The organism is Brevibacterium sp. RIT 803 (assembly GCF_016892625.1).
GTDB lineage: Bacteria > Actinomycetota > Actinomycetes > Actinomycetales > Brevibacteriaceae > Brevibacterium.
Genome location: NZ_JAFEMW010000004.1, coordinates 236,905 through 261,605, shown reverse-complemented (window position 1 = coordinate 261,605; position 24,701 = coordinate 236,905). Strand labels below are relative to the sequence as shown.

The following is a 24,701-nucleotide window of genomic DNA, read 5'->3' as shown; positions in this document are numbered from 1 at the left end:
GATCAACGGGCGCGGTTGCGCATGCGCTCCATGTCGAGGATGACGACGGAACGAGCCTCGAGGCGGATGAAGCCGCGAGCGGCGAAGTCGGCCAGAGCCTTGTTCACGGTCTCACGTGAGGCGCCGACGAGCTGCGCGAGTTCTTCCTGCGTCAGGTCGTGCGCGACGAGGACACCGTCCGGTGCCGGCTTCGAGAAGCGAGACGCGAGGTCCAGCAGTGCCTTGGCGACGCGACCGGGAACATCGGAGAACACGAGGTCGCCCACGGTCTCGTTCGTGCGGCGCAGTCGCTGTGCCAGAGCCTTGAGCAGGTTCATTGCCGCCCGCGGGCGTTCATCGAGCCATGTCGTGAGGTCCTCATGCTTGAGGCTGAGCAGCTCAGACTGAGAGACGGCGGTGACGGAGGTGGAACGTGGGCCCGGATCAAAGAGGCTGAGTTCACCGATGATCTCGCCCGGCCCGATGACCGAGAGCAGATTCTCGCGGCCGTCGGAGGACTCGCGGCCGATCTTGAGCTTGCCACTGGAGACGATATAGAGTTCGTCACCGGCATCGCCCTCGTGAAAGAGCACGGTTCCCCGACGGAGGCTCCGCGGGTTCATGAACTTCATCAATGCGCTTGTGGCTTCATCGTCCAAACCTGCGAAGAGCGTGGCGCCCCGCACAACTTCAATATCCACTGTGTCCTCCTTGTCGTGGTAATCACAGATAAATCTACCTGGTCAACGGTGCTGATACCAGCAAAGGCGCGGGAGTTTGCGGCATTAGTGTAAAACAAGGGGTTTTGCTTGCGTTTCCTCCACCCTCGCCGAGGTGGGCCACGGTTGCGTACGGACGACCCCGTTCGACGGACGACTGCAGAGCCACCTCGGCGATGTGAGGGGTGCCACTGCGGAAATGCAGGGCACGGATTAGGATGGTGAGTCGTGTTGACGGTGGCAGAGAAGAGCGCGCGGAAGTTCGCCAAGGAAACCTCATTGGGCAAGACCCGACGCGCGAGGAAGATTCATCGCATCCTCGCCGAGGTGTACCCGAACGCGAAATGCGAGCTTGACTTCGAGACCCCATTCCAGCTCCTGATTGCGACCGTCCTGTCTGCACAGACCACAGACATCAGAGTCAACGCGGTGACACCAGGGTTGTTCTCCGTCTTCCCTGATGCTCACAGCCTCGCGGTGGCCAACCTGATCGAAGTCGAGGAACTCATCCACTCGACCGGCTTCTACCGAGCCAAAGCCCGCAACATCGTCAAACTCGCCAATGAACTCGTCGACACCTATGACGGTGAGGTCCCCAACTCATTGGACAGACTCGTCAAGCTTGCCGGAGTCGGACGGAAGACCGCGAATGTGGTCCTCGGCAACGCCTTCGACACCCCGGGCCTGACCGTCGACACGCACATGGGGCGGTTGGCACGCCGCCTCGGATGGACCGAAGAGGAGGACCCGGTCAAGGCTGAGCACGATATCGCGGCGCTGTTCCCGAAGAAGGAACTCACCCTGCTCTCCCACCGAGTCATCTTCCACGGACGACGCATCTGCCACTCGCGCAGACCAGCCTGCGGAGTGTGCCCGTTGATGGCACTATGCCCCTCGTTCGGGGTCGGGGAACTTGATCCGGAGAAGGCGCGGGCGATGCTCAGATTCGAAATGGCGCCCCAGGCATGAGCGCCGAAGCATGTGATCATCCTCCGGCGGGGCCAAGCTCGGCGGTGCGGGCGTCGACCGGGCGGGGCTCCGCTTCGCACGATGAGACCCTGCGGACGCAGCTGGAGAACCTCGCGGCCTCGAATGGTTCGCCCGAGTGGCTCAGACGGGCACCGACACCGGGTGACGAATCGGTGCGTGATGCGGCCGTCCTCATGCTCTTCGGCAGGGGCGGTCAGCCGCGCACAGACGCCGGCCGTGCCGAGTCATCACGTCTGGCGGATTTCGGAGTCGACGACGTCGACATCGTTCTGCTGCAGAGGGCAAGCACCCTGCGCAATCATCCCGGACAGGTGGCGTTTCCCGGAGGCGGACGGGACCCGGAAGACGATTCCTTGGTCTCCGCAGCCCTGCGTGAAGCTCAGGAGGAAGCCGGAATCGTGCCATCGACGGTCGATGTTCTCGGTCAGATGGATCCGCTCTACATTCCCGTCAGCAAGTTCCAGGTCACGCCCGTCATCGGGTACTGGGCGCAGCCCGGTGTCGTGCGGGTGATGGACAAGGCGGAGTCGTACTCGGTCTACCGGGTCTCTGCTGCCGATCTGGTGGCACCGGCCAATCGAGGGACGTTCTCCCGGCCGGACCTGAAGATCACGACACCGGCCTTCGACGTCGGAGTGCTCAAGGTGTGGGGCTTCACCGCAGGAATCCTCGACTTCACTCTCGACCACCTCGGGTGGGCCGGGGACTGGGATCGCGACGCACACATCGACATCGACTTCTGAGGACGTCGCTCCTTTCCTCGAAGACGACTGACTCCGGCCCTCAGCGAGGCGAGGCTATCCGGGCCAGAGCAGCCTTGATCTTCGACATGCGCCGGCGCCACAGCCAATCGCCGGCGGAGGCTCGAGAGCAGCCCGCTGGATGCGCTGGTGGTACCGGGCTGAGCCCGATGCCACCGATGCTCACAGCTGTCAGCGCCGACCGGCTCTGATCGTGAACAGCTGAGCCGTCCACACGATGGAGATCGCCAGGATTGCCACACACCAGATGACCGAAAGCAGGGCTGAGTCGCCCATATTGGTACCGACGAGCAGGCTTCGCAGTGCATCGATGATCGGGGTGATCGGTTGATTGTCGGCAAACCAGGTCAGCCATCCGGGCATCGTTTCGACCGGAACGAATGCGCTCGAGACATACGGCAGGAACAGCAGAACGAATCCATAGCCATTCGCCGACTCCGCTGATTTGGCGGCCAGGCCAATGCCCGCGAACAGATATGTGATGGTGAAGATGTAGAGAGTGATGAGGGCGATGACGGCCACCCATTCCGCCACGTCCGCCGATGGGCGAAAACCGATCGACACTGCCACTGAGAAGACGATGCCAGTGGCGAACAGGTTCTTCACTACGCTGGCCACCACATGTCCTGTGATCACCCCACTTGATCGGACGGGCATGGTTCTGAGCCGGTCGATGAATCCTGAAGTCATGTCGTTTGCCACGGACAGTGACGTTGATGCCGCGCCGAATCCGGCGCATGTGAGAATGATTCCGGGAACGATGTAGTTGACGTAGTCTCCGCTCGGATCGATGGCTCCACCGAAGACGAAGGTGAACATCAGCATGAGCAACACCGGCAGTGCGACTGCCATGAGCATGGATTCGACGTCCCGAATGGCATGACGAAGACTGCGACCGATGAGTGCAAACTCAGTACTGATGCCACGAGGAGGGGTTCGTCGTCGAGCAGGCGACGGGTACTTAGCCGTCAGTGAGGCTTCTGCAAAATCGGTCATGATCATTCTCCTGTCTGCGAAGGTTCGGCGGATGGGCCGGGGGTGGTGAGCGAGAGGAAGACGTCGTCAAGGCTGGGGTGGTGGAGGCTGACCGAGGACTCGGCGAACTCTGGTGCGACTGCTGCCAGGACAGATGAGAGATCGCGTACAGTTCCAGTGGTCGGCAACTGTGAGACGGTCGTGCCACGATCGTCGTGGACGGCCACCATTCCCTGACCGACCTTCGCCTTGAGTTCTCTCGGCGTGCCCAGCCCGGCCAGACGACCGCGATCGAGCAGGCCGATTCGATCAGCCAAGGCATCGGCTTCCTCGAGGTACTGTGTGGTGAGAAAGACGGTCGTGCCGCCCTTTGCCAGCTCCTTCACTTCGTCCCACAGCTCGCGACGCGAACGAGTGTCCAATCCAGTTGTCGGTTCGTCAAGGATCAGCACGTCGACCTGCACCACCAGGCTCAGCGCCAGATCGAGCCTGCGCCTCATACCGCCGGAGAGTGCGGCAACTTTCGTATCGATGAATGAGGTCAGACTCAAACGCTCGGCCAGCTGTGCGGCTCTGACCTTCGCTTCCCGGCGCGAGAGCCCCGACAGGCGTGCCAACAGGACGAGGTTCTCCCGCGTCGAGAGGTATTCGTCGACTGCCGCCGACTGCCCAGTGACAGCGAATCGCCGTTTTGCCTCATTCGGCTCTTCGGCCACATCGATTCCCGCAATGAGAACTGTGCCCGAATCCGGGCGGATCAGAGTGGTGAGGATGTTGATCGATGTGGTCTTTCCAGCCCCGTTCGCGCCCAGCAAGGCGAAGACCTCACCCTGGCTGATTCTGAGGTCGAGCCCTTGGAGGACCGGGTTCTTCCCGAAGCGTTTGCGAACATCAGAGAACTCGATAGCTGTGGCGGGCGCTGCGGAGTCTGTCGTTTGAGCGCCCGTGCCAGCTGACGTCATTGTGCGTTTCATGTCGTGCCTTTCGGAGATCCTGCGTGGAGCTGACTGTGTACGTCTGCAACTGTATATGACAGTAACACGCAATATATGCCGTACACAATATAAGCTGGTGAGATGAGTACAGAAGACCCGATCGAGCAGCTTCCACGCGGAATCGCACTGGCCTGGGGCGTGGCCGCAACACCGCAGCGCGGGCCCAAGCGCGAGATGAGTGTCGAGCGAATAGTCGATGCAGCCATCGAGATCGCCGATCACGACGGCATTCAGGCGGTGTCAATGTCGGCGGTCGCGAAACGCCTCGGATACACGCCGATGTCGCTCTATCGGTATGTCAGCGCCAAGGACGATCTGCTGCTTCTCATGCAGGAGGAAGCAACAGGGCTGCCGCCGGAGTCCGAAGCGGTGGAGAATTGGCGCACCCGACTGGAAGAACTCTACGAAGCCCAGTCGCAGGTCTACCGGATGCAGCCGTGGTTGCTGTCTCTGTCGATTATGGGCAGTCCCATCACACCCAACAGCTCCGCGTGGCTGGACGCGAGCCTCGAGGCGCTCCACGACACTCCACTCACACAGGACGAGCGCATTGCCGTCTCGATCTTCGTCACCGGCGCCGCCCGATGGAAGGGCGCCGTGTTCGCTGGGTACGAGGATCAGAAACGCGCCACTGGCTTGAACGATTCCGAGCTTGCGCAGCAGGAATCTCGGCTCTTCGATGCCGTCATCACCGATGATGGGTACCCCTCGCTGCGCCGTGCCATCGACGCAGGTGTCTTCACCTCCGAAGCTGATCCATTTGCCTTCGGTTTTGAGTGTGGGCTCGATGGCTTGGCGGCATACATTGACAGAGTCCGCCGCGAGCGAGGCGATGGAGCTTCAGCTGCGGCAGGAGAGATTCCGGAGACCGCCTCGGAGGAAGGCGAACCTTCGGCTTCAGGGGCGACATTGCCTGCTGAGGAGACCCCAGGTGAGCAGTCGGTTCCGACCGATGATGATCCAGAAGTTGCGGCCGATAAGAAGTACCGCGAATCACAGAAAGCCGTCAGACAAGCGCAGAAGGTGCTTGCCGAGGCGCGTAAACGGGAGCGTCAGACTCTGAGAGAAGCGAAGGAGCGGGTCGCCAAAAGGCGTTGAGACCAGCGGTGACGCGGTCGACGGTGATTGGCCCCGGGCGTGAATGCAACGGTGGCGCCGGGCTGAGCCCGACGCCACCGAGTGTGGAACTATTCTGCTGTTCTCCCTTGCGAGATCTGTCAGTATCGCGGTCCGGAGGGATTCTTCACCGCACGCTTGACCGACGCGACCAAGGACTTGGCTGAACCGATCGCCGTACCCGGGACCGGGTTGCCTTTCTTGAACAACGGCAGAGCAATCAGCACGAGGATGATGGCGAGCACCGCAAGGATGCCGAAGACAATGAGGAAGCTGCCCCACCATGGCCATCCCAGACCCTCGTGGAAAGCAGCGGCCCCGGCGAAAATCACCATGAACGATGACAAGAACAGGAAGAACAGGGCGACGACGGCAAGTGCCGACCCGATGCCCAAGTTCTTCGCACCGGCTGTGGCTTCAGCCTTGGCCAGCGCAATTTCTTCCTCGGCGATCGCTTTGGAATCGTCGCCGATGCCTTTGATCAGTTCGCTGATCGACCTCTCAGCCATGAGTGCTCCTATCGACAAAAACTTGGACAATCCTTCTTAAGAGTAGTCTGAACGCGCGTGGTGACCAAAGAAATGCGGCCAGTAAAACGAGAAAAACCCGCCAGATGAATACGGAACGCCTCTGTGCGAGCATCCGTTCTCACCGGCGGGTTCGTCTCAGAGCATGGTCAGTCCTTCGCCACAGATTCTTCGATCAGGTCCATGACCGATGAGTCGGCCAGGGTCGAGGAGTCTCCCACCTGGCGGTGTTCGGCGACGTCCTTGAGCAGGCGGCGCATGATCTTTCCGGAGCGGGTCTTTGGCAGTTCGGACACGATATGGACCTTCTTCGGCTTCGCGATCGGTCCGATGTCCTTCCCGACGTGTTGACGCAGCTCCTCGGAGATCTCTGGGGAATCTTCGACATCGTTGCCCACGATGACGAAGGCAACGACGGCCTGACCGGACGTATCGTCCGCTGCTCCGACCACTGCCGCCTCGGCGACATAGGGGTGAGCGACCAAGGATGACTCGATCTCGGCTGTCGACAGACGGTGCCCGGATACGTTCATCACGTCATCGACACGGCCGAGGAACCAGATGTCCCCGTCCTCATCGCGCCTGGCGCCATCGCCCGCGAAATAGGTGTTCTCGAACCGAGACCAGTAGGTCTCCTTGAAACGCTCGGGATCTTTCCAAATACCGCGCAGCATCGACGGCCATGGCTGGCGGATGACGAGGAGCCCGCCCTCCGGGCCAGCTGGGCTGTTGCCCTCATCGTCGACAACATCGACGGAGATTCCCGGGATCGGACGCTGCGACGAGCCTGGCTTCGTCGACATCACGCCGGGAAGCGGAGCGATCATGTGCGCGCCCGTCTCCGTCTGCCACCAGGTGTCGACGATGGGGCAGCGCTCACCGCCGATGACGCGGTGGTACCAGCGCCAGGCCTCAGGATTGATCGGTTCGCCGACGCTGCCGAGCAGACGCAGGCTGGAGAGATCGTACTTCGCTGGAATCTCCTCACCCCACTTCATGCATGTGCGGATCGCCGTTGGAGCGGCGTAGAGGATCGTTGCCTTGTACTTCTCGATGATCTCCCACCAGCGTCCCTGGTGGGGCGTGTCAGGAGTGCCCTCGTAGACGATCTGGGTGGCTCCGGCTGCCAACGGTCCGTAGGTCACATACGAGTGTCCGGTGACCCAGCCGACGTCGGCGGTGCACCAGAACACATCGGATTCGGGCTTGATGTCGAAGACGGCCTTCATCGAGTACAGAACCTGGGTGAGGTAGCCGCCCGAGGTGTGCAGGATGCCCTTCGGCTTACCTGTGGTTCCGGACGTGTAGAGGATGAACAGCGGGTTCTCGGAGTCGAAGAATTCGCATTCGTGCACAGGGCTCGCGGTTTCCACCGTCTCGTGCCACCACTGGTCCCGCCCGTCGACCATCTCGACGTCCTGACCCGTGCGGCGCACCACGAGAACGGTTTCGACGGGAGTGTCACCCTGTGACAGGGCATCGTCCACGGCCGGTTTGAGACTGGTGGCCTTGGCGCGACGGTAGCTGCCGTCGGCGGTGATGACCACGCGTGCTTCGGCATCGATGATGCGTGAGCGCAGCGCATCGGCGGAGAAGCCGCCGAAGACCACAGAATGGGCGGCGCCGAGGCGGGCGCAGGCCAGCATGGAGATCATCGCTTCGGGGATCATGGGCAGGTAGATGGCCACACGATCTCCGGCTTTGACCCCAAGATCGGTGAGAGTGTTGGCAGCCTTGGACACTTCGGCGAGCAGCTCCGCGTAGGTGAAGGAGCGGGAGTCTCCGGGCTCGCCTTCGAAGTTGATGGCAACGCGATCGCCGTTGCCGGCGATGACATGGCGATCGAGGCAGTTGTAGGCCACGTTGATTCTGCCGCCGATGAACCACTTCGCGAATGGCGGGTTGGTCCAGTCGAGTACTTCGCCGAAGTCCTCATTCCAGTCGACGAGGTCACGAGATTGCTCGGCCCAGAAGCTCAGGTAGTCGGCATCGGCACGTTCGTATTCGTCGGCCTTGACATTGGCGGCAGCGACGAACTCTTCAGGTGGGGCAAAGGTTTCGGATTCTGCTGTGCTGTCGGTCATTTTTCCCTCCGGCTTCTTTGATGGATCGAAAATTCTAGTTGCACTGTATACCCGAGGCGGGGCCCAGGGGCACCGTCGTCCGTGCGATGAACGGTGGTGTCCGGGGGTAGCAATCACTTAGACGCTGTGCTATGCGACACACTCTAGGCGCCGAGTGTTACGCGGGAAGACGGATGCGGAGATTCGCCTGCATCGGATAGGCGGCAGAGAAGGAGTGCGCAGGGGTTCCTGTTCTGCAAGGATGGGGTAGGAGTCTGTCAGGATGGAAACCAGACAGACACATGAAGTTTGACGACCCTGTCCCCAAGAGCGACTGGAGCAATCGATGAGTTCGCCGCAGCACCCCACTGGATCAGGACCACAGCAGTGGCATGATCCGCACGCGCAGAACCCCGGCCCGAACAGCCAACCACAGTTCGGCCAAGGGGCGGCACATGGATCAGGACCTGCCTTCGGTGCAGGACCTGAATCTCAGTCCTCCGGGCCCGGTGGATACGGCGGCGGTCCTGCCGGCTCGGGTGGACCGGCTCCCTATGGTTCGGGAGGGCCCGGTCCCTATGGCTCGGGACCAGGCTCACAGAACTCAGGCCCCGGTCCTTATGGTTCAGCGCCGGCGCCGGGACCATACGGTTCGGGCCCAGCCCCAGGTCCGCAGAGCACTGGTCCAGGCCCTTACGGGCCAGGAGGCCCAGGGCCTTATGGTTCGGCACCGGGTCCCTATGGTTCCGCTCCCGGCCCTCAGGGGTCAGCGCCGGGTCAGTTCGGTTCCGCAGGTCCAGCAGCGCAGAAGAGTCCGCGCAGCGGCCCGGGTCTTCTCGGACCGCTGACCTTGCGCGATCTGTTCCTGCTCTTTGCAGGACTCCTTTCACTGGTTGTCCTTTTCGTGCCGTTCAAGGGCGATGGGTTCGTATCGCTGTCGCTGTGGCATTGGACCATCGACGCGATGGGCACCCTGACATTCGACGTGTTCGGAATCTGGTTGATTGTGGCGGCAGTCTTCGTCAGCAAATTCGGCAACGGTGGACTCAAGGTCGGTTCACTCAGTCTTGATCAGGCGATCTCGGTTCTCTCCGGCGCTGCGTTCACCTTTGCCTTCGTCCACCTGCTGACGTCGGTTCAGTTCTGGCACGTCGGTGCGTATCTTGCCTTCTTCGCAGCTCTGATTGCCTTCTTCGCGGGCGTATTCACCATGCTTCCCTTCTTCAGCAAGGAATTCGCGGTTCGCGATGATGTTGCCGCACATCCGAAGGCACGTCCCGTGAGCAAGCGCGCACCGCATCCAGCTCCTGTGGCGAACGTGCCAGGCGCCCATAACGGCCCAGGCGGATTCGGCGCACCCTACGGCGGTCAGCCCAACGGGCCGATCGGTTCGCAGGGTCAGCCAGGGGCACCCCTACATCCGGGTCAGCAGGGTGGACCGGGTCAGTTCGGCGGACAGAGCCAGTTCGGTGGCCCAGGTCAGCAAGCTGGACAAGGCCAGCCAGGTGGAATGGACCAGTTCGGCCAGCAAGGACAGTACGGACAGCCAGGACAGCACGGCCAGCCCAACCAGTCAGGGCAATTCGCTGCGCCAGAACAGAGCGGCCAGCCTGTTGGGCACGACCAGTTCAGTCGACCCGATGGACAGGACCAGTTCGGTCAGCCCATCGGAGCCGAACAGGACAATCCGTATGCTCCGCCGGAGCAGCAAGCGCCGGAGTCGTCTTTCGATTCTGCAACGGCTGCCGATGGCTCGGCGGACCAGGCGGTTCAGAGTACAGGGTCAGGCCAGACCTACCTGGGGGCCAAAGATTCACAGGATCCCCAGCACACGCAGAGCGAACCGACGCAGACCTTCGGCTTCGGTGCTCAGCGTGAGGAATCGCCGTGGAGCAACGACGGCGAAACAGCAGTTCAGGCTCCCGTGCCTGCAGACGGCTCAAGCACGGGCGCGGACAGCCGGGGCACCACCGAGTCGAAGTCCGACAGCGCCGACCACGATTCGTCGGGAGCGGGCACGACCGCGGCCGTCGCAGGCGCGGGTGCTGTCGGAGTCGGTGCTGCTGTTGCCGGAGCAGCCTCAGCGAGCTCGGAATCTGAATCGACGTCGGAATCAGAACGTCGTCGCGGACGCCATGCCGCTCCGAATGCGGATGGTGAATCCGAAACAGCTGAGGGACACGCCGATGGTCAGGCCGAGCGTTCAGAAGGTGGCCCCGACCGGACCGAAACCGCCGATCGTGAAGCGGTCAGCGACCGGGGGGACTCCGCGTCTCCTGCGGAGAGCAGCTCGTTCGCCTCGAAGGTCAACGCTCACGAAACGGACACCAACGTTCGTGCCTCCGAAGGGGTTGCGCTCAAGTCGGAAGACGACTCAACTGACTCAAGCGCTTCGGCCTTCTCGGGCGAATCAGCTGACTCAACCGCTTCGGCGAACGCCGGACGCAGCGAGAGAAGCACGACCGCCGACGAGGACCGTGGAAGCGAGGCTGGCGCCGAGAAGCCGCGCACAGGGGCTTCGGACGACGATGCCACCGTCGTCAGCGGTTCCCCCGCCGATGGTGCTGCCGGCACTGCTGCAACAGGTGCGACTGGTGGTGCGGAATCGGCTGCGGAACGTACCACCCACCCGGAAGCTGACGAACCGACGCAGTATGTGCCGGTGGCTGACTACGGCAGCAACGGACACGGCAACAACGGCTCGGACATCGGAGAGGCGAGAAGGCGCGGCGGAGACAACGCCGAGAACGCTCCTTCGGCTCCACAGTTCGGAGCAGCGACCGGCTCGTCGAACTCCTTCGCGATCGACGAAGACGAAACTGTCGTCCAAAGCGCAGTTCAACCGGCCACCGGCCTGGACGATCGCGAGGACCGCTCGGGTCATGGCCAGAACGATGCCGACCAGGACGAGTCCGATCAGGGCGCTGGCCAGAACGTGATCCAGGCGTTCTGGTTCGCTGTTCCCGAACCGCGCGAAGCCGTGGACGCGACCACCGGAATGCCGGTGTTCACGATCTACCCGGGAGACTGGTTCCTCGGTCTCGAGGACAACGGTTCGTGGTTCAAGGTTCGCGATTCAGATGGTCGCGAAGGACTCCTGCGCAACACCGAAGGTGTCCAGCGGGGCTGAGACCACAACGGTCGACTCGTGTGCTCGGGCTGTGGACGACGGTCCGAGCACACCTCGTCTGACCACCGTGCCAGATGCTGTCAGACTGTGCATGTGAGGGTTCTGACCATGCGAGATGCTCATGCCGACTGAGATGGGGCGGCTCCTGTGACTTGAGTGCACAGGAGCCGCCCCTTCTGTCTTTTGTCCACAGCCCATCGTGTGGACCTGTCGTCAGGACCTACTGCGGTCCACACTGACTCCATGCAGGTAGCACTCATCACCGACCTCGGCGCCATCACCGACGAATGCGCACGAGTCGCCGAAAGCATCGGCATTTCGCTTAAAGTCCTGCCTCCGGACTCGGGCGGCTGGCAGAACTCCTCCCTGATTCTCCTCGGCGAGGATGTTCGTGAAGCTCCGGCCACTGACCATGCGGACCGCATCCTCGTCGTCCTCGACGGCGACGAACCCAGCTCGGCGTGGAAACGTGCGGCCCACCTCGGCGTCGAACAGTTGGCGGTTCTGCCCTCGGCCGCGGAGTGGCTGAGCGGACGCATGATCGCAGCCGTCGAACCGCCGGTGGCCCCCGGCGTCACTGTCGGCGTCGTCGCCGGGTGTGGAGGAGCGGGCGCCTCGGTCCTTGCCTGTGCTCTCGCCCGCCGTGCCGGACCAGATGTGAGCACGGTCCTCGTCGACGCCGATCCGCTGGGCGGTGGACTCGATCTGGTGCTCGGGGCAGAACAGGTTCCGGGCCCGCGTTGGGCCGATCTCAGCGCATCACGGGGGCAGCTTCGGCCCTCGACGCTGAGTCAGGCGCTGCCCCGGCACGACGGTCTGGCCATCCTGTCGTGGGGCCGCGACGACATCCTTGACCTCGACCCGGACGTATTCGACGACTTCCTGGCAGCCGCCGGACAGGCGTTCGAACTCGTCATCGTGGACCTGCCTCGCCACGCCCCACCACAGTGGACTCGCCGGTGTCATCACGTCCTGCTCGTCTCCCCGGCACGGGTCCGGTCTGCAGTCGCAGCATCTCAAGTCGCCAAACGCCTGTCCCAGTCCCATCCCGACGTCCGTCTTGTCGTTCGCGACACCGGTGCCGGAGGTCTTGACGCCGAGCTCCTCGCCGAATCCATCGGGCTCGACCTCGCCGGCAGCATCCGTGACGATCGTGGCCTGTCCGCCGCCGTCGACCGGGGCGAGGGCATCCCCGGCGGGGCACGACTGGGAAAGCTCGTCGACCGGCTTCTGGGGGAGTGGGTGGAATGAGCGAATGGCTCGACGCCTCACTCGTGGCAGAGGTCCGCAAGACCCTGCTCGACAATCCGGGACCGGTGACCACAGCTGCCGTCGCCGAGGCGGTTCAACGCACCGGGCGGGTGCTCGGTTCCAGCGCCCTCCTCGAACTCGTGAACCGACTGTCCGCGCAGCTCTCCGGAGCAGGTCCCCTCCAATCAGTGCTCGAAGTCGCTGACACCACCGATGTGTTCGTCAACGGACCACGTGAGATCTTCGCCGACACCGGAACGGGACCCCACCTTCTGGACCTGTCCTTGGGTTCTGAAGACGAAGTGCGGTCATTGGCTGTGCGCTTGGCAGCTCTGGGCGGCCGCCGTCTCGATGATTCGAGTCCGTTCGTCGACGTCAGGCTGCCCGATGGGGTGCGTATGAATGCGATCGTGCCACCGATCTCCGGTGAGCACACGACGATCTCCTTCCGAGTTCCGCGGCACGCCGGCTTCACCTTCGACCAACTGCTCACCGGCGGATTCATCCCCGACGAAGTGCACGAACTTCTCATCTCAGCGGTCCGATCCCGAGCCAACATCCTCATCTCCGGCGGTACCGGAACCGGAAAGACGGTCCTCCTCGGCGCGCTTCTGGGGCTTGTCGATACCGACCACCGCATCGTCATCGTCGAGGACTCGCGAGAGCTCATCGTCGGACATTGCCATGTGGTCCAGCTCGCCGCACGTCAGGCCAATGTCGAGGGCGGCGGTGAAGTGACGCTGACGGACCTCGTTCGAAACGCCCTGCGGATGCGGCCCGACCGCCTCGTCGTCGGAGAGTGTCGAGGCGCCGAGGTGAGGGACATGCTCACCGCGCTGAACACCGGCCACGAGGGCGGCAGCGCCACGATCCACGCGAACACTGCCGAAGCCGTTCCCAGCCGCCTGGCAGCGCTGGGTGCATTGGCGAACATGAGCCCACAGGCCGTTTTCTCCCAGTTCTCAACGGCAATCGACCTCGTCATCCACCTGCGTCGAATTGGAGCCGACCGAGGAATCACAGAACTGGCCATTCCCACCCGGGAGAGCAGCAGCGGGGTGACGATGGAACCCGTCTGGGGCCGACCGTCCCCACTGTCCGAGGGCACCTTCAATCGTCGAGCCCTGAGCCGATTCGAAGCAGTGCTCGAGCAGAAGGCTGCCTGATGCTCACCGCCATCGCCGTACTGGTGGCCATGAGCATAATCCTCAGCGCACCGCTCGACCCGGTATCGCGACTGCAGGATCTGCTCCGCACACGACCGGACAGGGACGACTCCCGCCGTGGGGGACGACAGGCCAAAGAAGATCCCGAACAGGACAAGCTGTGGGCCATCTCGGCCGTGGAGAGCTGTGCGCATCTGCTCAAGGTGGGAATGACTCCGCAGGCAGTGATGGCGACTCTGAGCCGGCAGAATGCGCAATTGGCACCGATCTCTCGTGCGATCTCCTTGGGCGAGGAACCTGGACGAGCCATTGCCTCAAGGGGCGCAGCACTGTCACCTGCCGCCGCCGAAGTGTTCGCCGGCATGTCATCGGTGTGGACCGTGTCGGAGCGTTCCGGTGCACCTGCCGCGGACATGATCCTGCGCTATGCCAAAGCACAGCGCAGCGCCCTCGATGCTGATCGGGAGAGACGCATAGCCATGGCCGGGCCTCGAGCGACAGTCCGAGTCCTCAGCTGGCTGCCGTTGATCGGGGTCGGTCTCGGGCTGCTCATCGGCGTCCAACCCGTTGAGCTGTTCTCAGGACTTCCTGGCCGGCTGAGCATCGGCGGCGGTCTCGCCCTCTACCTCGTCGGGCGCTGGTGGATGCGACGAATGATGGCTCGGGCGGAGCGCTGATCGATATGACCACAGTCCTGATGGGAGTGCTCATCGCGATGGGAGCCCTGTTGTGGTCGGGCAGATCCGACGGGCGGCTGCGACGCTTGCTGAACGGGCGGAGCGAACGACGGCAAGGCGGTGTCGAGGCGACCCAACCGGATTCCCAGCTGGATTCGAAGGACCAGCCCCGGGTGGTCGATGACCTGCTCGCCTTCGACCTCGATCTCGTGGCCATCTGCCTCACCTCCGGGCTGCCGATCCCGGTCGCTCTGGCATTGACCGCCGAGGCGACAGGCGATCGGTCTGGGCTGGGACGAATCTCGCGGTCCATGACGATCGGGGGCCAAGACCTGTCCCACGATGATCGACTCATCCCGGTCCTGGAAGTATTCGACTTCTCCGAACACACAGGCGTCGGGCCCGCACCACTCATCGAGTCCGTGGCGAAGGAGCTGCGGGACTCGTCCCGCAGGCGCAGGCAGGAGGCGGCGGCCGCTCTGGGCGTCAGACTCGTCGTACCGCTCGGAGTCTGCATCCTCCCAGCCTTTCTGCTGCTCTCGGTGGTTCCCGTGGTCATTTCGCTGCTGTCGGACCTGACGACTGTCTTCTTCTGACAGCACCTCTGACCCATGGGCCGACTACGCGTACTGACTGTCGTGAGTGGTTGTCGACCGACCGTTCAGCTGGCCTTGGTAAGGTCGGGGAATGGCACCGGTTACGCCCTTCAATCAACTGTCCAACGTCGAACAAGCCGAAGAATACGCCGACAAGCTCTTCACGGGCCGGCATGTCAGGCTTCGTCCGCTGCAGCAGGAGGATCTGCCCTACCTCGAACAGTGGTGGTTTGATCCCTCGATCGTGGTCCTGCAGAACCACACGGTGCTGCCGCGTCCCGAGGGCGGTGTGTCCGAACAGTTCTCACTGTGGAGCGCGAACAAGGACACGGATGCGGTCGGATTCAGCATCGAGCTGCTCGAGACCGAGGAATTCGTCGGTCACGTGACACTCTTCGGTCGGAACTCGATCAACCAGTCCGCGACCTTGTCCATCGTCCTCGGGCCCGAGTTCCACGGTCGCGGCTATGGCTCCGATGCCGTGCGTCTTGGCATCAAATACGGCTTCCTGCAGCTGGGACTCAATCGTATCGAGTTGCAGACCTGGGCGTTCAACACCCGCGGCATCGCTTCGTACACGAAGGCCGGATTCGTCGAAGAGGGACGTCGCCGTGAGGCTGTCTTCTTCAACGGCCGGCGTCACGACGAGGTCCTCATGGCAATCCTCAAAGAGGAGTGGGCCGGCCGGGGCTGACTCGAGTGCTTCAACCTGTGGAATCGGCCTCGACTCGTGTGCGTTTCGGTTGTGGACGCTGAACCTGTTTCCACAGCTCGATTGTGATCTCTGGACGTGAATCCTCGTCTCATCCAACACTGAAACCCTCATCGCAGACCGCGAATGAGGGCTTCAACGAGGAGGAGACTATGAGCATAGAGACAAGGCCGACCGACTGTGACGGGCCACCCTACCCGCAATGGGGTCAGGCGCGTAGCATCGATACCAGCGATGTCGATTGGGCAGGAACAGCCCCGTACCCCGACGCCGGGTCCTGCACCGGCATTGGCACCGATTCCGATGCTGCAGTGGGTCTCAACGACGGTGAAGAACCCTGGCGAGACGATGGCACTGCAGAACCCTGGGGTCCCGACGCGGGGGCGACGACCGCAGAATATGCGATCACCACCCTTGCTGCCTGCGGGTTTGCGGCGCTTCTGGTCGTCATCCTGAAATCGGAACCGATCAAAGAACTCGTCACCGGCGTCATCCAGACCGCCCTCGGTCTCGGAGCCTGACATGGCGACCGGATGCTCCTGTGACTCACGAAGACAGAAGCAGCACCGGGACGCGGGAACGGCCACCGCGGAATTCGCTGTGGTCATGCCCGCCATCGTGCTTCTCATCATCGTACTCACAGGGGCAGCCGCCGTCGGCTTCTCCCAGCTGAGAGCCTTCGACGCAGCCAGATCTGCCGCCAGAGAGATCGCGCGCGGTGAACCCCAGGCAGCGGTCGTGACCGAAGCCAAGAAGCACGCTGGAAATGCGTCCGAGGTGCTGGTCCGCTCCGAGGGAGGATATTCGACGGTGACCGTGACCATCGAACTCCCCGCAGCGATCATCTTCCTCAGCGAAGTCGAAGCAGGAGCGACGGCGAGAACAGAGGGAAGTCGCTCCACTGCCGATGAGGCCCTGGGCCAGCCCACTTCTGGTGGACTGCCGTGACGAACATCGTGGTCGGGCTGTGCTCGATGATCCTGGTCCTCGTCACTGCTATCGGCAGCCTCAGCCAAGCGTTCGCAGCCCACAGCACAGCGCAGAGTGCCGCCGACCTTTCGGTGCTCGCGGCAGCAGACGCAGTTCGCGGTCTCGCCACCGGCGATCCCTGTGACATTGCCAAGGAGGTTGCGAAGCGCAACGGCGCAGTCGTCAAAGACTGCCGAGCCTCAATGGCGGAACAGAGCGCATACGTTCAGGTCGAGGTCGACATCCCCGGCCCGCTGCCGAAAGTGAAGGAGAAGGCCGTGGCCGGGAAATAGAAGGAGTGGTCAGAAACGACGGAGATCATCAGTCCAGGACGGCGCGCAGCACCCGCAGAGCCGCATCCTTCTCCAACGGTTCATTGCCGTTGCCGCATTTTGGTGACTGCACGCACGAAGGACAGCCGTCGACGCATTCACACGCAGCGATCGCATCACGAGTCGCTGCCAACCATCCTTCGATGACTTCGTAGCCGCGCTCGGCGAACCCGGCCCCTCCGGCGAGCCCGTCGTAGACGAAGACCGTGGCCATGCCGGTGTCAGCGTGCAAGGCGGTGGAGACGCCGCCGATGTCCCACCGGTCGCAGCCGGCGAACAGCGGCAGAAGACCGATCGAGGCATGCTCGGCTGCGTGGACGGCACCGGGCAGGTCGGCAGGGACGACTTCGGCTTCGTCCAACAGAGTCTGCGGAATCGTCCACCACACGGCTTTGGTCTCCAGTGTGCGTTCGGGCAGATCGAGCTCGTGTTCGGCGATGATCGCCCCACCGCGCTTCGCCCGCATCCGGTAGGCGATGACATGGTCCTTCACATCGACCGTCCCGCTGTGCACGGACACACCGGAGGACAGAGTCCGCTGCTGATCGGTGTCGACGATGTCGATCTCGGTCTGGGACCGGGCCTGCGTCGTGTAATCGACCTCAGCACGTTCGACCAGCGCCACATGATCCTCGAGATCAAGGTCGAGGACCGTGAAGTCGGCGCCCTGATGCGTATAGACCGCACCGGGGTGAGCCCCGGTGAAAGCACCGGACTCGTCGACGGTGCCCAACAGCGCACCCGTGCTGGCCTCGACGAGACGGAACTGTCCACCCCCGCTGCCACGGATGTCGGACATGTCCGCTGCGGAGGAGTCCTTCGCCCAGAACCACCCGGTGGGTCGTGCACGCAGGAGCTTTCGCTCGACCAGGTCAGCGAGCACCTCGGCGGAGTTGTCGGGGAAGTGAACGAGATCCGCCTTCGTCAGCGGCACCTCGGCGGCTGCGGCACACAAGTGCCCGCCCAGAACATGCGGATTGCCGGGATGGATGACGCCAGCGTCGACGGGAGCATCGAAGATGACCTCGGGATGGTTCACGACATAGGTGTCCAACGGGTCATCACGGGCGATGAAGACGGCCATCCACCGCTGTCCTGCACGTCCCGCACGACCGGCCTGCTGCCACAATGATGCCAGGGTTCCGGGCCACCCGGAGATGATGACGAGGTCGAGGCCGGAGATATCGATCCCGAGCTCAAGGGCATTCGTCGACGCCACCGCCAGGAGGCGTCCTGATCGCAGTGCCGACTCGAGGAGTCTGCGCTCCTCGGCAAGATAACCGCCGCGATAGGCCGCGACCTTGTCTTTCAACGAATCATCGACCTGAGCGACCTGGTCACGCACGGTAGACGCCAATGCTTCTGTGCCGCGGCGGGAGGCGATGAATGCAATCGAACGATAGCCTGCGCACATTGCGTCGGTGAGGATATCTGCCGCTTCGACGAGGCCGCTGCGGCGCTCGCCGCCGGGGGAGACCGGTGGCTCCCAGAGAGCGAAGCTGCCCGAGGCGCGGGGAGACGAATCCTGGCTCACAGCATGCACTTTGCGCCCCGTGAGCTTGGAGAACGCCTCATCGGGGTTCGCCATCGTCGCCGACGCTCCGATGACCACAGGGTGAGCCCCATAGTGCGCGGCGATGCGCAGCAGTCGACGGAGGATCAGCGCCACGTGGGAGCCGAAGACTCCACGGTAGCGGTGGGCCTCGTCGATGACGATGAAGCGCAGCGACTTGAATAGCCGAGCGAACCGTTCGTGCTGCGGCAGGATCCCGCGGTGGAGCATGTCCGGGTTGGTGAAGATGATGTTCGCATGCCGTCTGGCCCAGTCCTTCGACGCTTGGGAAGTGTCCCCGTCGTAGGTCGCAGGCCGCATGCCCTGGACGATGAGCTTCTCCAGATTCGCCAACTGATCAGCGGCCAAAGCTTTGGTCGGTGCGATGTAGATCGCCGAGGAGGTGCGCAGCTTCGCACGGGTGCTCTGAATTGATTCGACGACCGGCAACCAGAACCCCAAAGACTTCCCTGATGCGGTCGGCGTGGCGATGACGACGTCGGAGCCGTCCCTCGCAGCCTGGGCTGCCTCACACTGATGGTCCCACAGTTGATCGACGCCGATGGCATGACAGGCGTGTTTGAGTTCCTCATCTATCCACACCGGCCAGTCCGACTCATGTTCGAACCGCTGTGGAACATCGCGGACGTGGACAATCCGTTCATCCCTGGCACCGAATCCGGTGACGATGTCGAGAAGAGCAGAAGAGGCCATGGCCCCAATTATGGCGCAGTCAGAGTCGTCGGGGTGCAGTCGCTAGGATTTGTGTGTGATTGAACAAGACATGACTCTCGTGGCAGACCGACTCTACCGGGCCGGATACACCGAGCCACGGCTCCGACAATTCTGGGGTGGACCCACCGCCTCCGCGCTGGTGCGCAACAACGCGGCGCCCGCGATCCATTTCTGTCAGACGGTGCTCGAGTCCGCTCAGACCCAGACCCAGACCCAGACTCAGACTCAGACTCGGACTCAGACAGAAGCACAGGAACCGGGTGAGGCTCCACAGCAGTTCGACGAGCACCTGGCGACGCTGGCTATGCTCTTCCACTTCCATCGCAAGGTCAGTACCGAAACTGCTCGTGCAGCCCTCGGCGACGACGCGTTCGATATCGCAGTCGACAGCGGACTGCTTGTGACCAGCAGTCGTGGCACGAGAGACGATGGTGCCGAGATTTCGAACGGCGAGGTGGGGGAACCGGGACACGTGTCCGCTCCTTTTGCGGTCACGCCCTACGATCTGCCGGTCGGCGTTCCACGCGGGTTCCGCCCCGGCGACGAAAACCTCTATCTCGTCAGCGACCATGGAACTCTCATCAATCCCGATGTTCTCGACGGTGACTTCGTGCTCGGACTCGGCGGGGCCGGACGCACGCTCGTGTCACTGACGCCGCGTGACCTTGTCTCCATCTCCGCCGACATCGGCACCGGATGTGGGATCCAGGCTCTGCTGTTGGCCCGGCACAGCGACCGCGTCATCGCCACCGACATCTCCGAGCGCGCTCTGCACCTGACCGGGCTCAGCGCCGGACTCAATGGCGTGGACAACATCGAACTCAGGGCAGGTTCCATGCTCGAACCGCTCAGCGAACCAGTCGATCTGCTCGTGTCCAACCCACCTTTCGTCATCACCCCGCGCACCACTGTGGCCAACTTCGAATACAGGGACGGCGGGATGACCGGCGACCGGCTGGTGCGGTCCCTGTTCACCGCGATTCCCGACCACCTGCACCCGGGTGGACGGTCCGTCTGCCTCGGGAACTGGGAGACCACCTCGGCGGTGGATGCAGGGCCGGAGGCCTGGGTCACGGACCCGGATACCTCGGTGCTCGCCATCGAACGTGAGGCGCTCGACCCCATCGCCTACGCAGAGACATGGATCAGGGACGGAGGCATCCCTCGTGCCAGCGAGGACTGGAACGCGGCAACTGCAGCATGGATTGAGGACTTCGCCACACGTGATGTGATCGAAGTCGTCTTCGGATACGTCATCATGCACAGGGCCGAGCACCCCTCGGCCACAGATAACGATGTCTCAACAATTGCCGACCACACGATGGCCGGCAATAGCGAACAATCGTCCTCCGTGTTCAAGACCAGGGTCAGGACCACCTCGGCGATAGCGAACAATCCGCATGGACTCGGACAATTCATCGCGACCACATTCGCGTTGCGATCGTGGCTGGCGACTGCCGGCGCCGAAGAGATCGCGAACACTATATTCACTCGCTCCCCGGACCTCGTCGAGCACCGCCACCATATGCCAGGAGAATCAGACCCGAGCTCGATCACGCTGGAGCAGGGCATCGGATTCGGACAGGTCTTCGACCTTGACACAGCCCTGGCCGGATTCGTCTCGGTCGCTGACGGAAGCCTGACTCTGCGGCAGACAGCGGTGGCTCTCGCACAGCTGCTCGACGTCAATCCGACCGCACTCGAAGACCAGCTCATCGCTCAGGTGAGACAACTCGTCACCGCCGGTGCGCTGTTGCCAGTGAACGAGGGGAAGCAGGAATAACGGTAGTATCGAAAACCGTTGCCGTTGAGGTTCGCTGCATCAACCCGATGCAGGTCGGGCACGATCATCAGTGTTACATTGGGCCGGATCGTCCGTTTATTCGATCAACCGGCGCCGTGAGAGGAATGTGAAAGCGTGACCACAACCGAGAAGCAGCCCCGCCGTCTCGTCATCGTCGAGTCCCCGACGAAGGCGCGAACGATCGTTGGGTACCTCGGAGAGGGTTACGACGTTGAAGCGTCGGTCGGCCACATCCGCGACCTTCCCACCCCGTCCGAACTCCCGGCAGACATGAAGAAGGGACCGTACGGAAAGTTCGCTGTCGACGTCGACAACAACTTCGATCCTTACTACCGCGTCGACCCGGGTAAGAAGAAGAAAGTCACCGAACTCAAGCGCCTCCTCAAGGACGCCGACGAACTCTATCTCGCAACAGATGAGGACCGCGAAGGTGAGGCCATCGCCTGGCACCTTCTCGAGGTCCTCAAGCCGAAGATCCCCGTCAAGCGCATGGTCTTCCACGAGATCACACCCGAGGCCATCGAGCGGGCTCTGGCGAACACCCGTGAGATCGACACCGCTCTCGTCGATGCACAGGAGACTCGCCGCATCCTCGACCGCCTCTACGGCTACGAGATCTCGCCTGTCCTGTGGCGCAAGATTCGCGCCGGACTCTCCGCTGGTCGTGTTCAGTCGGTGGCAACCCGACTCGTCGTCGAACGTGAGCGCGAACGTATGGCCTTCGTCTCCGCCGATTACTGGGACCTCGATGTCGACCTGGGACTTCCCGACGGCACCAGCCCGTTCGCCGCGAACCTTTCGACCCTCGACGGTGCTCGCGTGGCCTCAGGCCGAGATTTCAACGACAAGGGTGAGCTGAAGAACTCATCGGCCACCGTCGTCGACCAGGCCAGGGCCGAAGCGCTGGCCACGGAGCTCAACGGCACCGCGAAGGACGCGCTGACGGTCACTGCCGTCGAGTCGAAGCCGTATTCGCGCAAGCCTGCGGCACCGTTCACGACCTCGACCCTGCAACAGGAAGCTGGCCGCAAGCTGCGTATGAGTGCTCGTCAGGCCATGCGCACCGCCCAGTCGCTGTACGAGCACGGTTACATCACCTACATGCGTACCGACTCCTCTGCACTGTCGGGCCAAGCGATCTCCGCGGCACGGAAACAGGTGACCGAACTCTACGGTCCCGAATTCGTCCCGCAGTCGCCTCGCACCTACTCGGGCAAGCAGAAGTCGGCGCAGGAGGCCCACGAGGCGATCCGTCCCTCAGGCGACTCCTTCCGCACCCCGGCCCAGGTCTCGAAGTCGCTCAGCGGCGAAGAATTCCGTCTCTACGACCTGATCTGGAAGCGCACCGTCGCCAGCCAGATGGCCGATGCCAAGGGCAAGACCGCAACGATCAAGGTCCGCGCCGACCTTGCCGACGGTCATGATGCGGGCTTCAGCGCCAGCGGCACCGTCATCACCTTCCGCGGATTCCTCGCCGCCTATGAGGAAGGCACCGACGCCGGACGCTACGACACGAAGTCCGGGGAATCTCGCCTGCCGCAGGTCGAAGAAGGTCAGGCCCTTTCCGTGGTCAAGGCCGAAGCCGACGGACACACGACGGCCCCACCGCCACGCTTCACGGAAGCCAGCCTGGTCAAGCAGCTCGAAGAGCTCGGCATCGGCCGGCCCTCGACGTATGCTGCCACGATCTCCGTCATCCAGGACCGCGGATACGTCACCTCCCGCGGCAATGCCCTCGTGCCCAGTTGGCTGGCGTTCTCAGTCGTGCGCCTCCTCGAAGAGCACTTCACTCGGCTTGTCGACTACGCCTTCACCGCCGACCTGGAATCCGAACTCGACCGGATCGCCATGGGCGAGGAAGACCGCAAAGCGTGGTTGGCCAGCTTCTACTTCGGCGACAAGTCCCAAGACCGCGAGGGCCTCAAAGAAGTCGTCGACGACCTCGGCGACATCGACGCCCGCGAAGTCAACACCGTTGTCATCAGCGAAGGCGTGAATCTGCGCGTAGGTCGTTATGGCCCCTACCTTGAGGTCCCGGCCTCCGAAGAGGGCGCGGATCCGAAGCGAGTGTCTGTGCCAGAAGATCTGGCACCGGATGAGTTGACCGCAGCCAAGGCCGCCGAACTCATCGAATCGCAGGGTGATGGCGACCGTGAACTCGGTGTCGACCCAGAGACCGGGCACACGATCGTGGCGAAGAACGGGCGCTTCGGCCCCTATGTCTCCGAGATTCTGCCCGAGCCCGAAGAAAAGCCCAAGCGCGGAGCGAAGAAGCCGAAACCGCGCACCGGCTCCCTGTTCAAGTCCATGGACCTGAACTCGATCGACCTTGAGACGGCACTGACCCTGCTCAGCCTTCCCCGGGTCGTCGGCCAGGACGAAGAGGGCACCGACATCACCGCCCAGAACGGGCGCTACGGTCCGTACCTCAAGAAGGGCACGGACTCACGGTCGCTGACCGATGAAGAGCAGATCTTCAACATCACCTTGGACGAGGCACTGAAGATCTACGCCCAGCCGAAGCAGCGCGGTGGCCGTCAAGCCGCAGCACCCTTGAAGGAATTGGGCGAGGATCCCATTTCGAAGAAGCCGGTCGTGGTCAAGGACGGCCGCTTCGGTCCCTACGTCACCGACGGTGAGTTCAACGCAACTCTGCGCAAGGACGATACGGTCGAGTCGATGAACATCGGCCGTGCCGCCGAGCTCCTGGCGGAAAAGCGTGCGAAGGGACCGGCGAAGAAGAAGGCACCAGCGAAGAAGGCACCGGCGAAGAAGACGACGGCTGCCAAGACGACCACCGCAAAGAAGACTCCGGCGAAGACAGCTGCGAAGTCGACGACAGCCAAGAAAGCCACGACGGCCAAGTCGACGACAACGAAGACTGCTGCCGCGAAGAAGACGACAGCCGCTAAGAAGTCGACGACTGCGAAGCCGAAGACTCCCTGACGAGCCTTGGTCGGCTGGCATCGACGCCCCTTAGGTGGACGTTTTGGACTGATTTCCCGCTCTGGGATCGGCCCAAAACGACCATCTCAGTCGTCCACAGTGGCTGAGATGCGAGTTATCGATTCTTATTGAGCACCTTCACCCGATGCATTTGCACCCGATGAGTTCGCGGCTGATTCATCGGCGAACGAGTGCAGGGCCTGACCATCGAGACGGAAGGTCTCCCACTCGTCCTGAGCCTTCGCGCCCAGCGAGCGGTAGAACCCGATCGAGGGTTCGTTCCACTTGAGCACGCACCATTCGAGTCGGGTCAGCCCCCGTTCCTGGCAGATCTGGGCCAAGCGCCCCAGCAGGGCTCTGCCCGCCCCGATGCCGCGATAGTCAGGGTCAACGAACAGATCCTCGAGCCAGATCCCGTTCTTTCCAGTCCAGGTGGAGAACGAATGGAACCAGATCGCTATGCCGACGATCTGCCCGTCCACCTCGGCGACGAGCCCATAGGTGTTCGGACGGCCATCGTCTGGGAACATCACCGCAGCGAAGTCGTCCTCGGTGGCGTCGACCGCGTCGGGTTCCTTCTCATACACGGCCAGAGCATGGACAAGCCGGAGAATGTCCGGCAGATCGTTCTTCGTCGCCTCGCGCACATTCATGAGGTCATAGTCTCCAATCGCTTCAGCGTCACAGTGCAGGAATCGTCACAGTT

Annotated in this window: 21 protein-coding genes; 14 read left to right on the top strand and 7 right to left on the bottom strand. The window is 62.8% G+C overall.

Annotation, left to right across the window (positions count from 1 at the left end):
• Nucleotides 1-2: 2 nt before the first annotated feature.
• Entirely contained in the window at nucleotides 3-680 is a 678-nt protein-coding gene (locus JTF07_RS14300) for a Crp/Fnr family transcriptional regulator (protein ID WP_069599638.1), read from the bottom strand.
• Between the two features lie 246 nt (nucleotides 681-926).
• Here JTF07_RS14300 and nth point away from each other — a divergent pair, with 246 nt between their 5' ends.
• Nucleotides 927-1,667: an endonuclease III gene (nth, locus tag JTF07_RS14295; protein WP_143922111.1), complete on the top strand. Its 741-nt coding sequence runs from the start codon at nucleotides 927-929 to the stop codon at nucleotides 1,665-1,667.
• Nucleotides 1,664-2,431, top strand: a complete 768-nt coding sequence (locus JTF07_RS14290; protein ID WP_204234894.1) for an NUDIX hydrolase — start codon at nucleotides 1,664-1,666, stop codon at nucleotides 2,429-2,431. Before nth ends, JTF07_RS14290 begins: the two co-directional genes overlap by 4 nt.
• 189 nt (nucleotides 2,432-2,620) lie before the next feature.
• Here JTF07_RS14290 and JTF07_RS14285 read toward each other — a convergent pair whose 3' ends face one another.
• Both JTF07_RS14285 and JTF07_RS14280 read right to left on the bottom strand, forming a co-directional pair.
• On the bottom strand, nucleotides 2,621-3,445 hold the full coding sequence (locus tag JTF07_RS14285; RefSeq protein ID WP_204234893.1) for an ABC transporter permease: 825 nt from the start codon (nucleotides 3,443-3,445) through the stop codon (nucleotides 2,621-2,623).
• A gap of 2 nt (nucleotides 3,446-3,447) precedes the next feature.
• Nucleotides 3,448-4,398, bottom strand: coding sequence for an ABC transporter ATP-binding protein (locus tag JTF07_RS14280; RefSeq protein ID WP_252199831.1), 951 nt, complete (start codon nucleotides 4,396-4,398; stop codon nucleotides 3,448-3,450).
• A 102-nt stretch (nucleotides 4,399-4,500) separates the two neighbouring features.
• Between JTF07_RS14280 and JTF07_RS14275 the strand changes: the two genes are divergently transcribed.
• Entirely contained in the window at nucleotides 4,501-5,517 is a 1,017-nt protein-coding gene (locus tag JTF07_RS14275; protein WP_204234892.1) for a TetR family transcriptional regulator, read from the top strand.
• Between the two features lie 119 nt (nucleotides 5,518-5,636).
• Here the strand turns inward: JTF07_RS14275 and JTF07_RS14270 are convergent, their stop codons facing one another.
• Nucleotides 5,637-6,044 (bottom strand): phage holin family protein, encoded by a 408-nt coding sequence (locus tag JTF07_RS14270; protein WP_009883350.1) that lies wholly within the window; start codon nucleotides 6,042-6,044, stop codon nucleotides 5,637-5,639.
• A gap of 167 nt (nucleotides 6,045-6,211) precedes the next feature.
• The gene (gene acs / locus JTF07_RS14265) at nucleotides 6,212-8,146 is read right to left on the bottom strand and encodes an acetate--CoA ligase (protein WP_204234891.1); all 1,935 of its coding nucleotides are present in this window, start codon (nucleotides 8,144-8,146) and stop codon (nucleotides 6,212-6,214) included.
• 829 nt (nucleotides 8,147-8,975) lie between these two features.
• Here acs and JTF07_RS14260 point away from each other — a divergent pair.
• The 9 genes from JTF07_RS14260 (at nucleotide 8,976) to JTF07_RS14220 (ending at nucleotide 16,919) form a co-directional block, all read left to right on the top strand.
• The gene (locus tag JTF07_RS14260; protein WP_204234890.1) at nucleotides 8,976-11,255 is read left to right on the top strand and encodes a hypothetical protein; all 2,280 of its coding nucleotides are present in this window, start codon (nucleotides 8,976-8,978) and stop codon (nucleotides 11,253-11,255) included.
• A 243-nt stretch (nucleotides 11,256-11,498) separates the two neighbouring features.
• A complete protein-coding gene (gene ssd, locus JTF07_RS14255) occupies nucleotides 11,499-12,506 on the top strand; it encodes a septum site-determining protein Ssd (RefSeq protein WP_204234889.1) in 1,008 nt (335 codons plus the stop codon).
• Entirely contained in the window at nucleotides 12,503-13,672 is a 1,170-nt protein-coding gene (locus JTF07_RS14250) for a TadA family conjugal transfer-associated ATPase (RefSeq protein ID WP_204234888.1), read from the top strand. Before ssd ends, JTF07_RS14250 begins: the two co-directional genes overlap by 4 nt.
• 29 nt (nucleotides 13,673-13,701) lie before the next feature.
• Complete coding sequence (locus JTF07_RS14245; RefSeq protein ID WP_252199830.1) at nucleotides 13,702-14,349, top strand: type II secretion system F family protein; 648 nt, start codon at nucleotides 13,702-13,704, stop codon at nucleotides 14,347-14,349.
• A gap of 5 nt (nucleotides 14,350-14,354) precedes the next feature.
• Nucleotides 14,355-14,945, top strand: a complete 591-nt coding sequence (locus JTF07_RS14240; RefSeq protein WP_204234886.1) for a type II secretion system F family protein — start codon at nucleotides 14,355-14,357, stop codon at nucleotides 14,943-14,945.
• Nucleotides 14,946-15,036: 91 nt separating this feature from the next.
• Complete coding sequence (locus tag JTF07_RS14235) at nucleotides 15,037-15,639, top strand: GNAT family N-acetyltransferase (protein ID WP_204234885.1); 603 nt, start codon at nucleotides 15,037-15,039, stop codon at nucleotides 15,637-15,639.
• A gap of 170 nt (nucleotides 15,640-15,809) precedes the next feature.
• Entirely contained in the window at nucleotides 15,810-16,178 is a 369-nt protein-coding gene (locus JTF07_RS14230; RefSeq protein WP_204234884.1) for a DUF4244 domain-containing protein, read from the top strand.
• A gap of 1 nt (nucleotide 16,179) precedes the next feature.
• Nucleotides 16,180-16,605, top strand: coding sequence for a TadE family protein (locus JTF07_RS14225; RefSeq protein ID WP_204234883.1), 426 nt, complete (start codon nucleotides 16,180-16,182; stop codon nucleotides 16,603-16,605).
• Nucleotides 16,602-16,919, top strand: coding sequence for an Rv3654c family TadE-like protein (locus JTF07_RS14220; RefSeq protein ID WP_204234882.1), 318 nt, complete (start codon nucleotides 16,602-16,604; stop codon nucleotides 16,917-16,919). Before JTF07_RS14225 ends, JTF07_RS14220 begins: the two co-directional genes overlap by 4 nt.
• 28 nt (nucleotides 16,920-16,947) lie before the next feature.
• Here the strand turns inward: JTF07_RS14220 and JTF07_RS14215 are convergent, their stop codons facing one another.
• Nucleotides 16,948-19,224 (bottom strand): DEAD/DEAH box helicase, encoded by a 2,277-nt coding sequence (locus JTF07_RS14215; protein ID WP_204234881.1) that lies wholly within the window; start codon nucleotides 19,222-19,224, stop codon nucleotides 16,948-16,950.
• 55 nt (nucleotides 19,225-19,279) lie between these two features.
• Here JTF07_RS14215 and JTF07_RS14210 point away from each other — a divergent pair, with 55 nt between their 5' ends.
• Together JTF07_RS14210 and topA are read left to right on the top strand one after the other, a co-directional pair.
• Nucleotides 19,280-21,028 (top strand): DUF7059 domain-containing protein, encoded by a 1,749-nt coding sequence (locus JTF07_RS14210; RefSeq protein ID WP_353843979.1) that lies wholly within the window; start codon nucleotides 19,280-19,282, stop codon nucleotides 21,026-21,028.
• A 135-nt stretch (nucleotides 21,029-21,163) separates the two neighbouring features.
• On the top strand, nucleotides 21,164-23,995 hold the full coding sequence (gene topA, locus JTF07_RS14205) for a type I DNA topoisomerase (RefSeq protein WP_204234880.1): 2,832 nt from the start codon (nucleotides 21,164-21,166) through the stop codon (nucleotides 23,993-23,995).
• Nucleotides 23,996-24,120: 125 nt separating this feature from the next.
• Here topA and JTF07_RS14200 read toward each other — a convergent pair whose 3' ends face one another.
• Nucleotides 24,121-24,648, bottom strand: coding sequence for a GNAT family N-acetyltransferase (locus tag JTF07_RS14200; RefSeq protein ID WP_204234879.1), 528 nt, complete (start codon nucleotides 24,646-24,648; stop codon nucleotides 24,121-24,123).
• Nucleotides 24,649-24,701: the final 53 nt, after the last annotated feature.

What these genes read in the sequence shown, in the direction of transcription:
- JTF07_RS14290 (WP_204234894.1), top strand. Translation starts at nt 1,664, where the DNA reads ATGAGCGCCGAAGCATGTGATCATCCTCCGGCGGGGCCAAGCTCGGCG.
- JTF07_RS14285 (WP_204234893.1), bottom strand. Translation starts at nt 3,445, where the DNA reads ATGACCGATTTTGCAGAAGCCTCACTGACGGCTAAGTACCCGTCGCCT.
- JTF07_RS14280 (WP_252199831.1), bottom strand. Translation starts at nt 4,398, where the DNA reads ATGAAACGCACAATGACGTCAGCTGGCACGGGCGCTCAAACGACAGAC.
- JTF07_RS14275 (WP_204234892.1), top strand. Translation starts at nt 4,501, where the DNA reads ATGAGTACAGAAGACCCGATCGAGCAGCTTCCACGCGGAATCGCACTG.
- JTF07_RS14270 (WP_009883350.1), bottom strand. Translation starts at nt 6,044, where the DNA reads ATGGCTGAGAGGTCGATCAGCGAACTGATCAAAGGCATCGGCGACGAT.
- acs (WP_204234891.1), bottom strand. Translation starts at nt 8,146, where the DNA reads ATGACCGACAGCACAGCAGAATCCGAAACCTTTGCCCCACCTGAAGAG.
- ssd (WP_204234889.1), top strand. Translation starts at nt 11,499, where the DNA reads ATGCAGGTAGCACTCATCACCGACCTCGGCGCCATCACCGACGAATGC.
- JTF07_RS14250 (WP_204234888.1), top strand. Translation starts at nt 12,503, where the DNA reads ATGAGCGAATGGCTCGACGCCTCACTCGTGGCAGAGGTCCGCAAGACC.
- JTF07_RS14245 (WP_252199830.1), top strand. Translation starts at nt 13,702, where the DNA reads ATGAGCATAATCCTCAGCGCACCGCTCGACCCGGTATCGCGACTGCAG.
- JTF07_RS14240 (WP_204234886.1), top strand. Translation starts at nt 14,355, where the DNA reads ATGACCACAGTCCTGATGGGAGTGCTCATCGCGATGGGAGCCCTGTTG.
- JTF07_RS14235 (WP_204234885.1), top strand. Translation starts at nt 15,037, where the DNA reads ATGGCACCGGTTACGCCCTTCAATCAACTGTCCAACGTCGAACAAGCC.
- JTF07_RS14230 (WP_204234884.1), top strand. Translation starts at nt 15,810, where the DNA reads ATGAGCATAGAGACAAGGCCGACCGACTGTGACGGGCCACCCTACCCG.
- JTF07_RS14225 (WP_204234883.1), top strand. Translation starts at nt 16,180, where the DNA reads ATGGCGACCGGATGCTCCTGTGACTCACGAAGACAGAAGCAGCACCGG.
- JTF07_RS14215 (WP_204234881.1), bottom strand. Translation starts at nt 19,224, where the DNA reads ATGGCCTCTTCTGCTCTTCTCGACATCGTCACCGGATTCGGTGCCAGG.
- JTF07_RS14200 (WP_204234879.1), bottom strand. Translation starts at nt 24,648, where the DNA reads ATGAATGTGCGCGAGGCGACGAAGAACGATCTGCCGGACATTCTCCGG.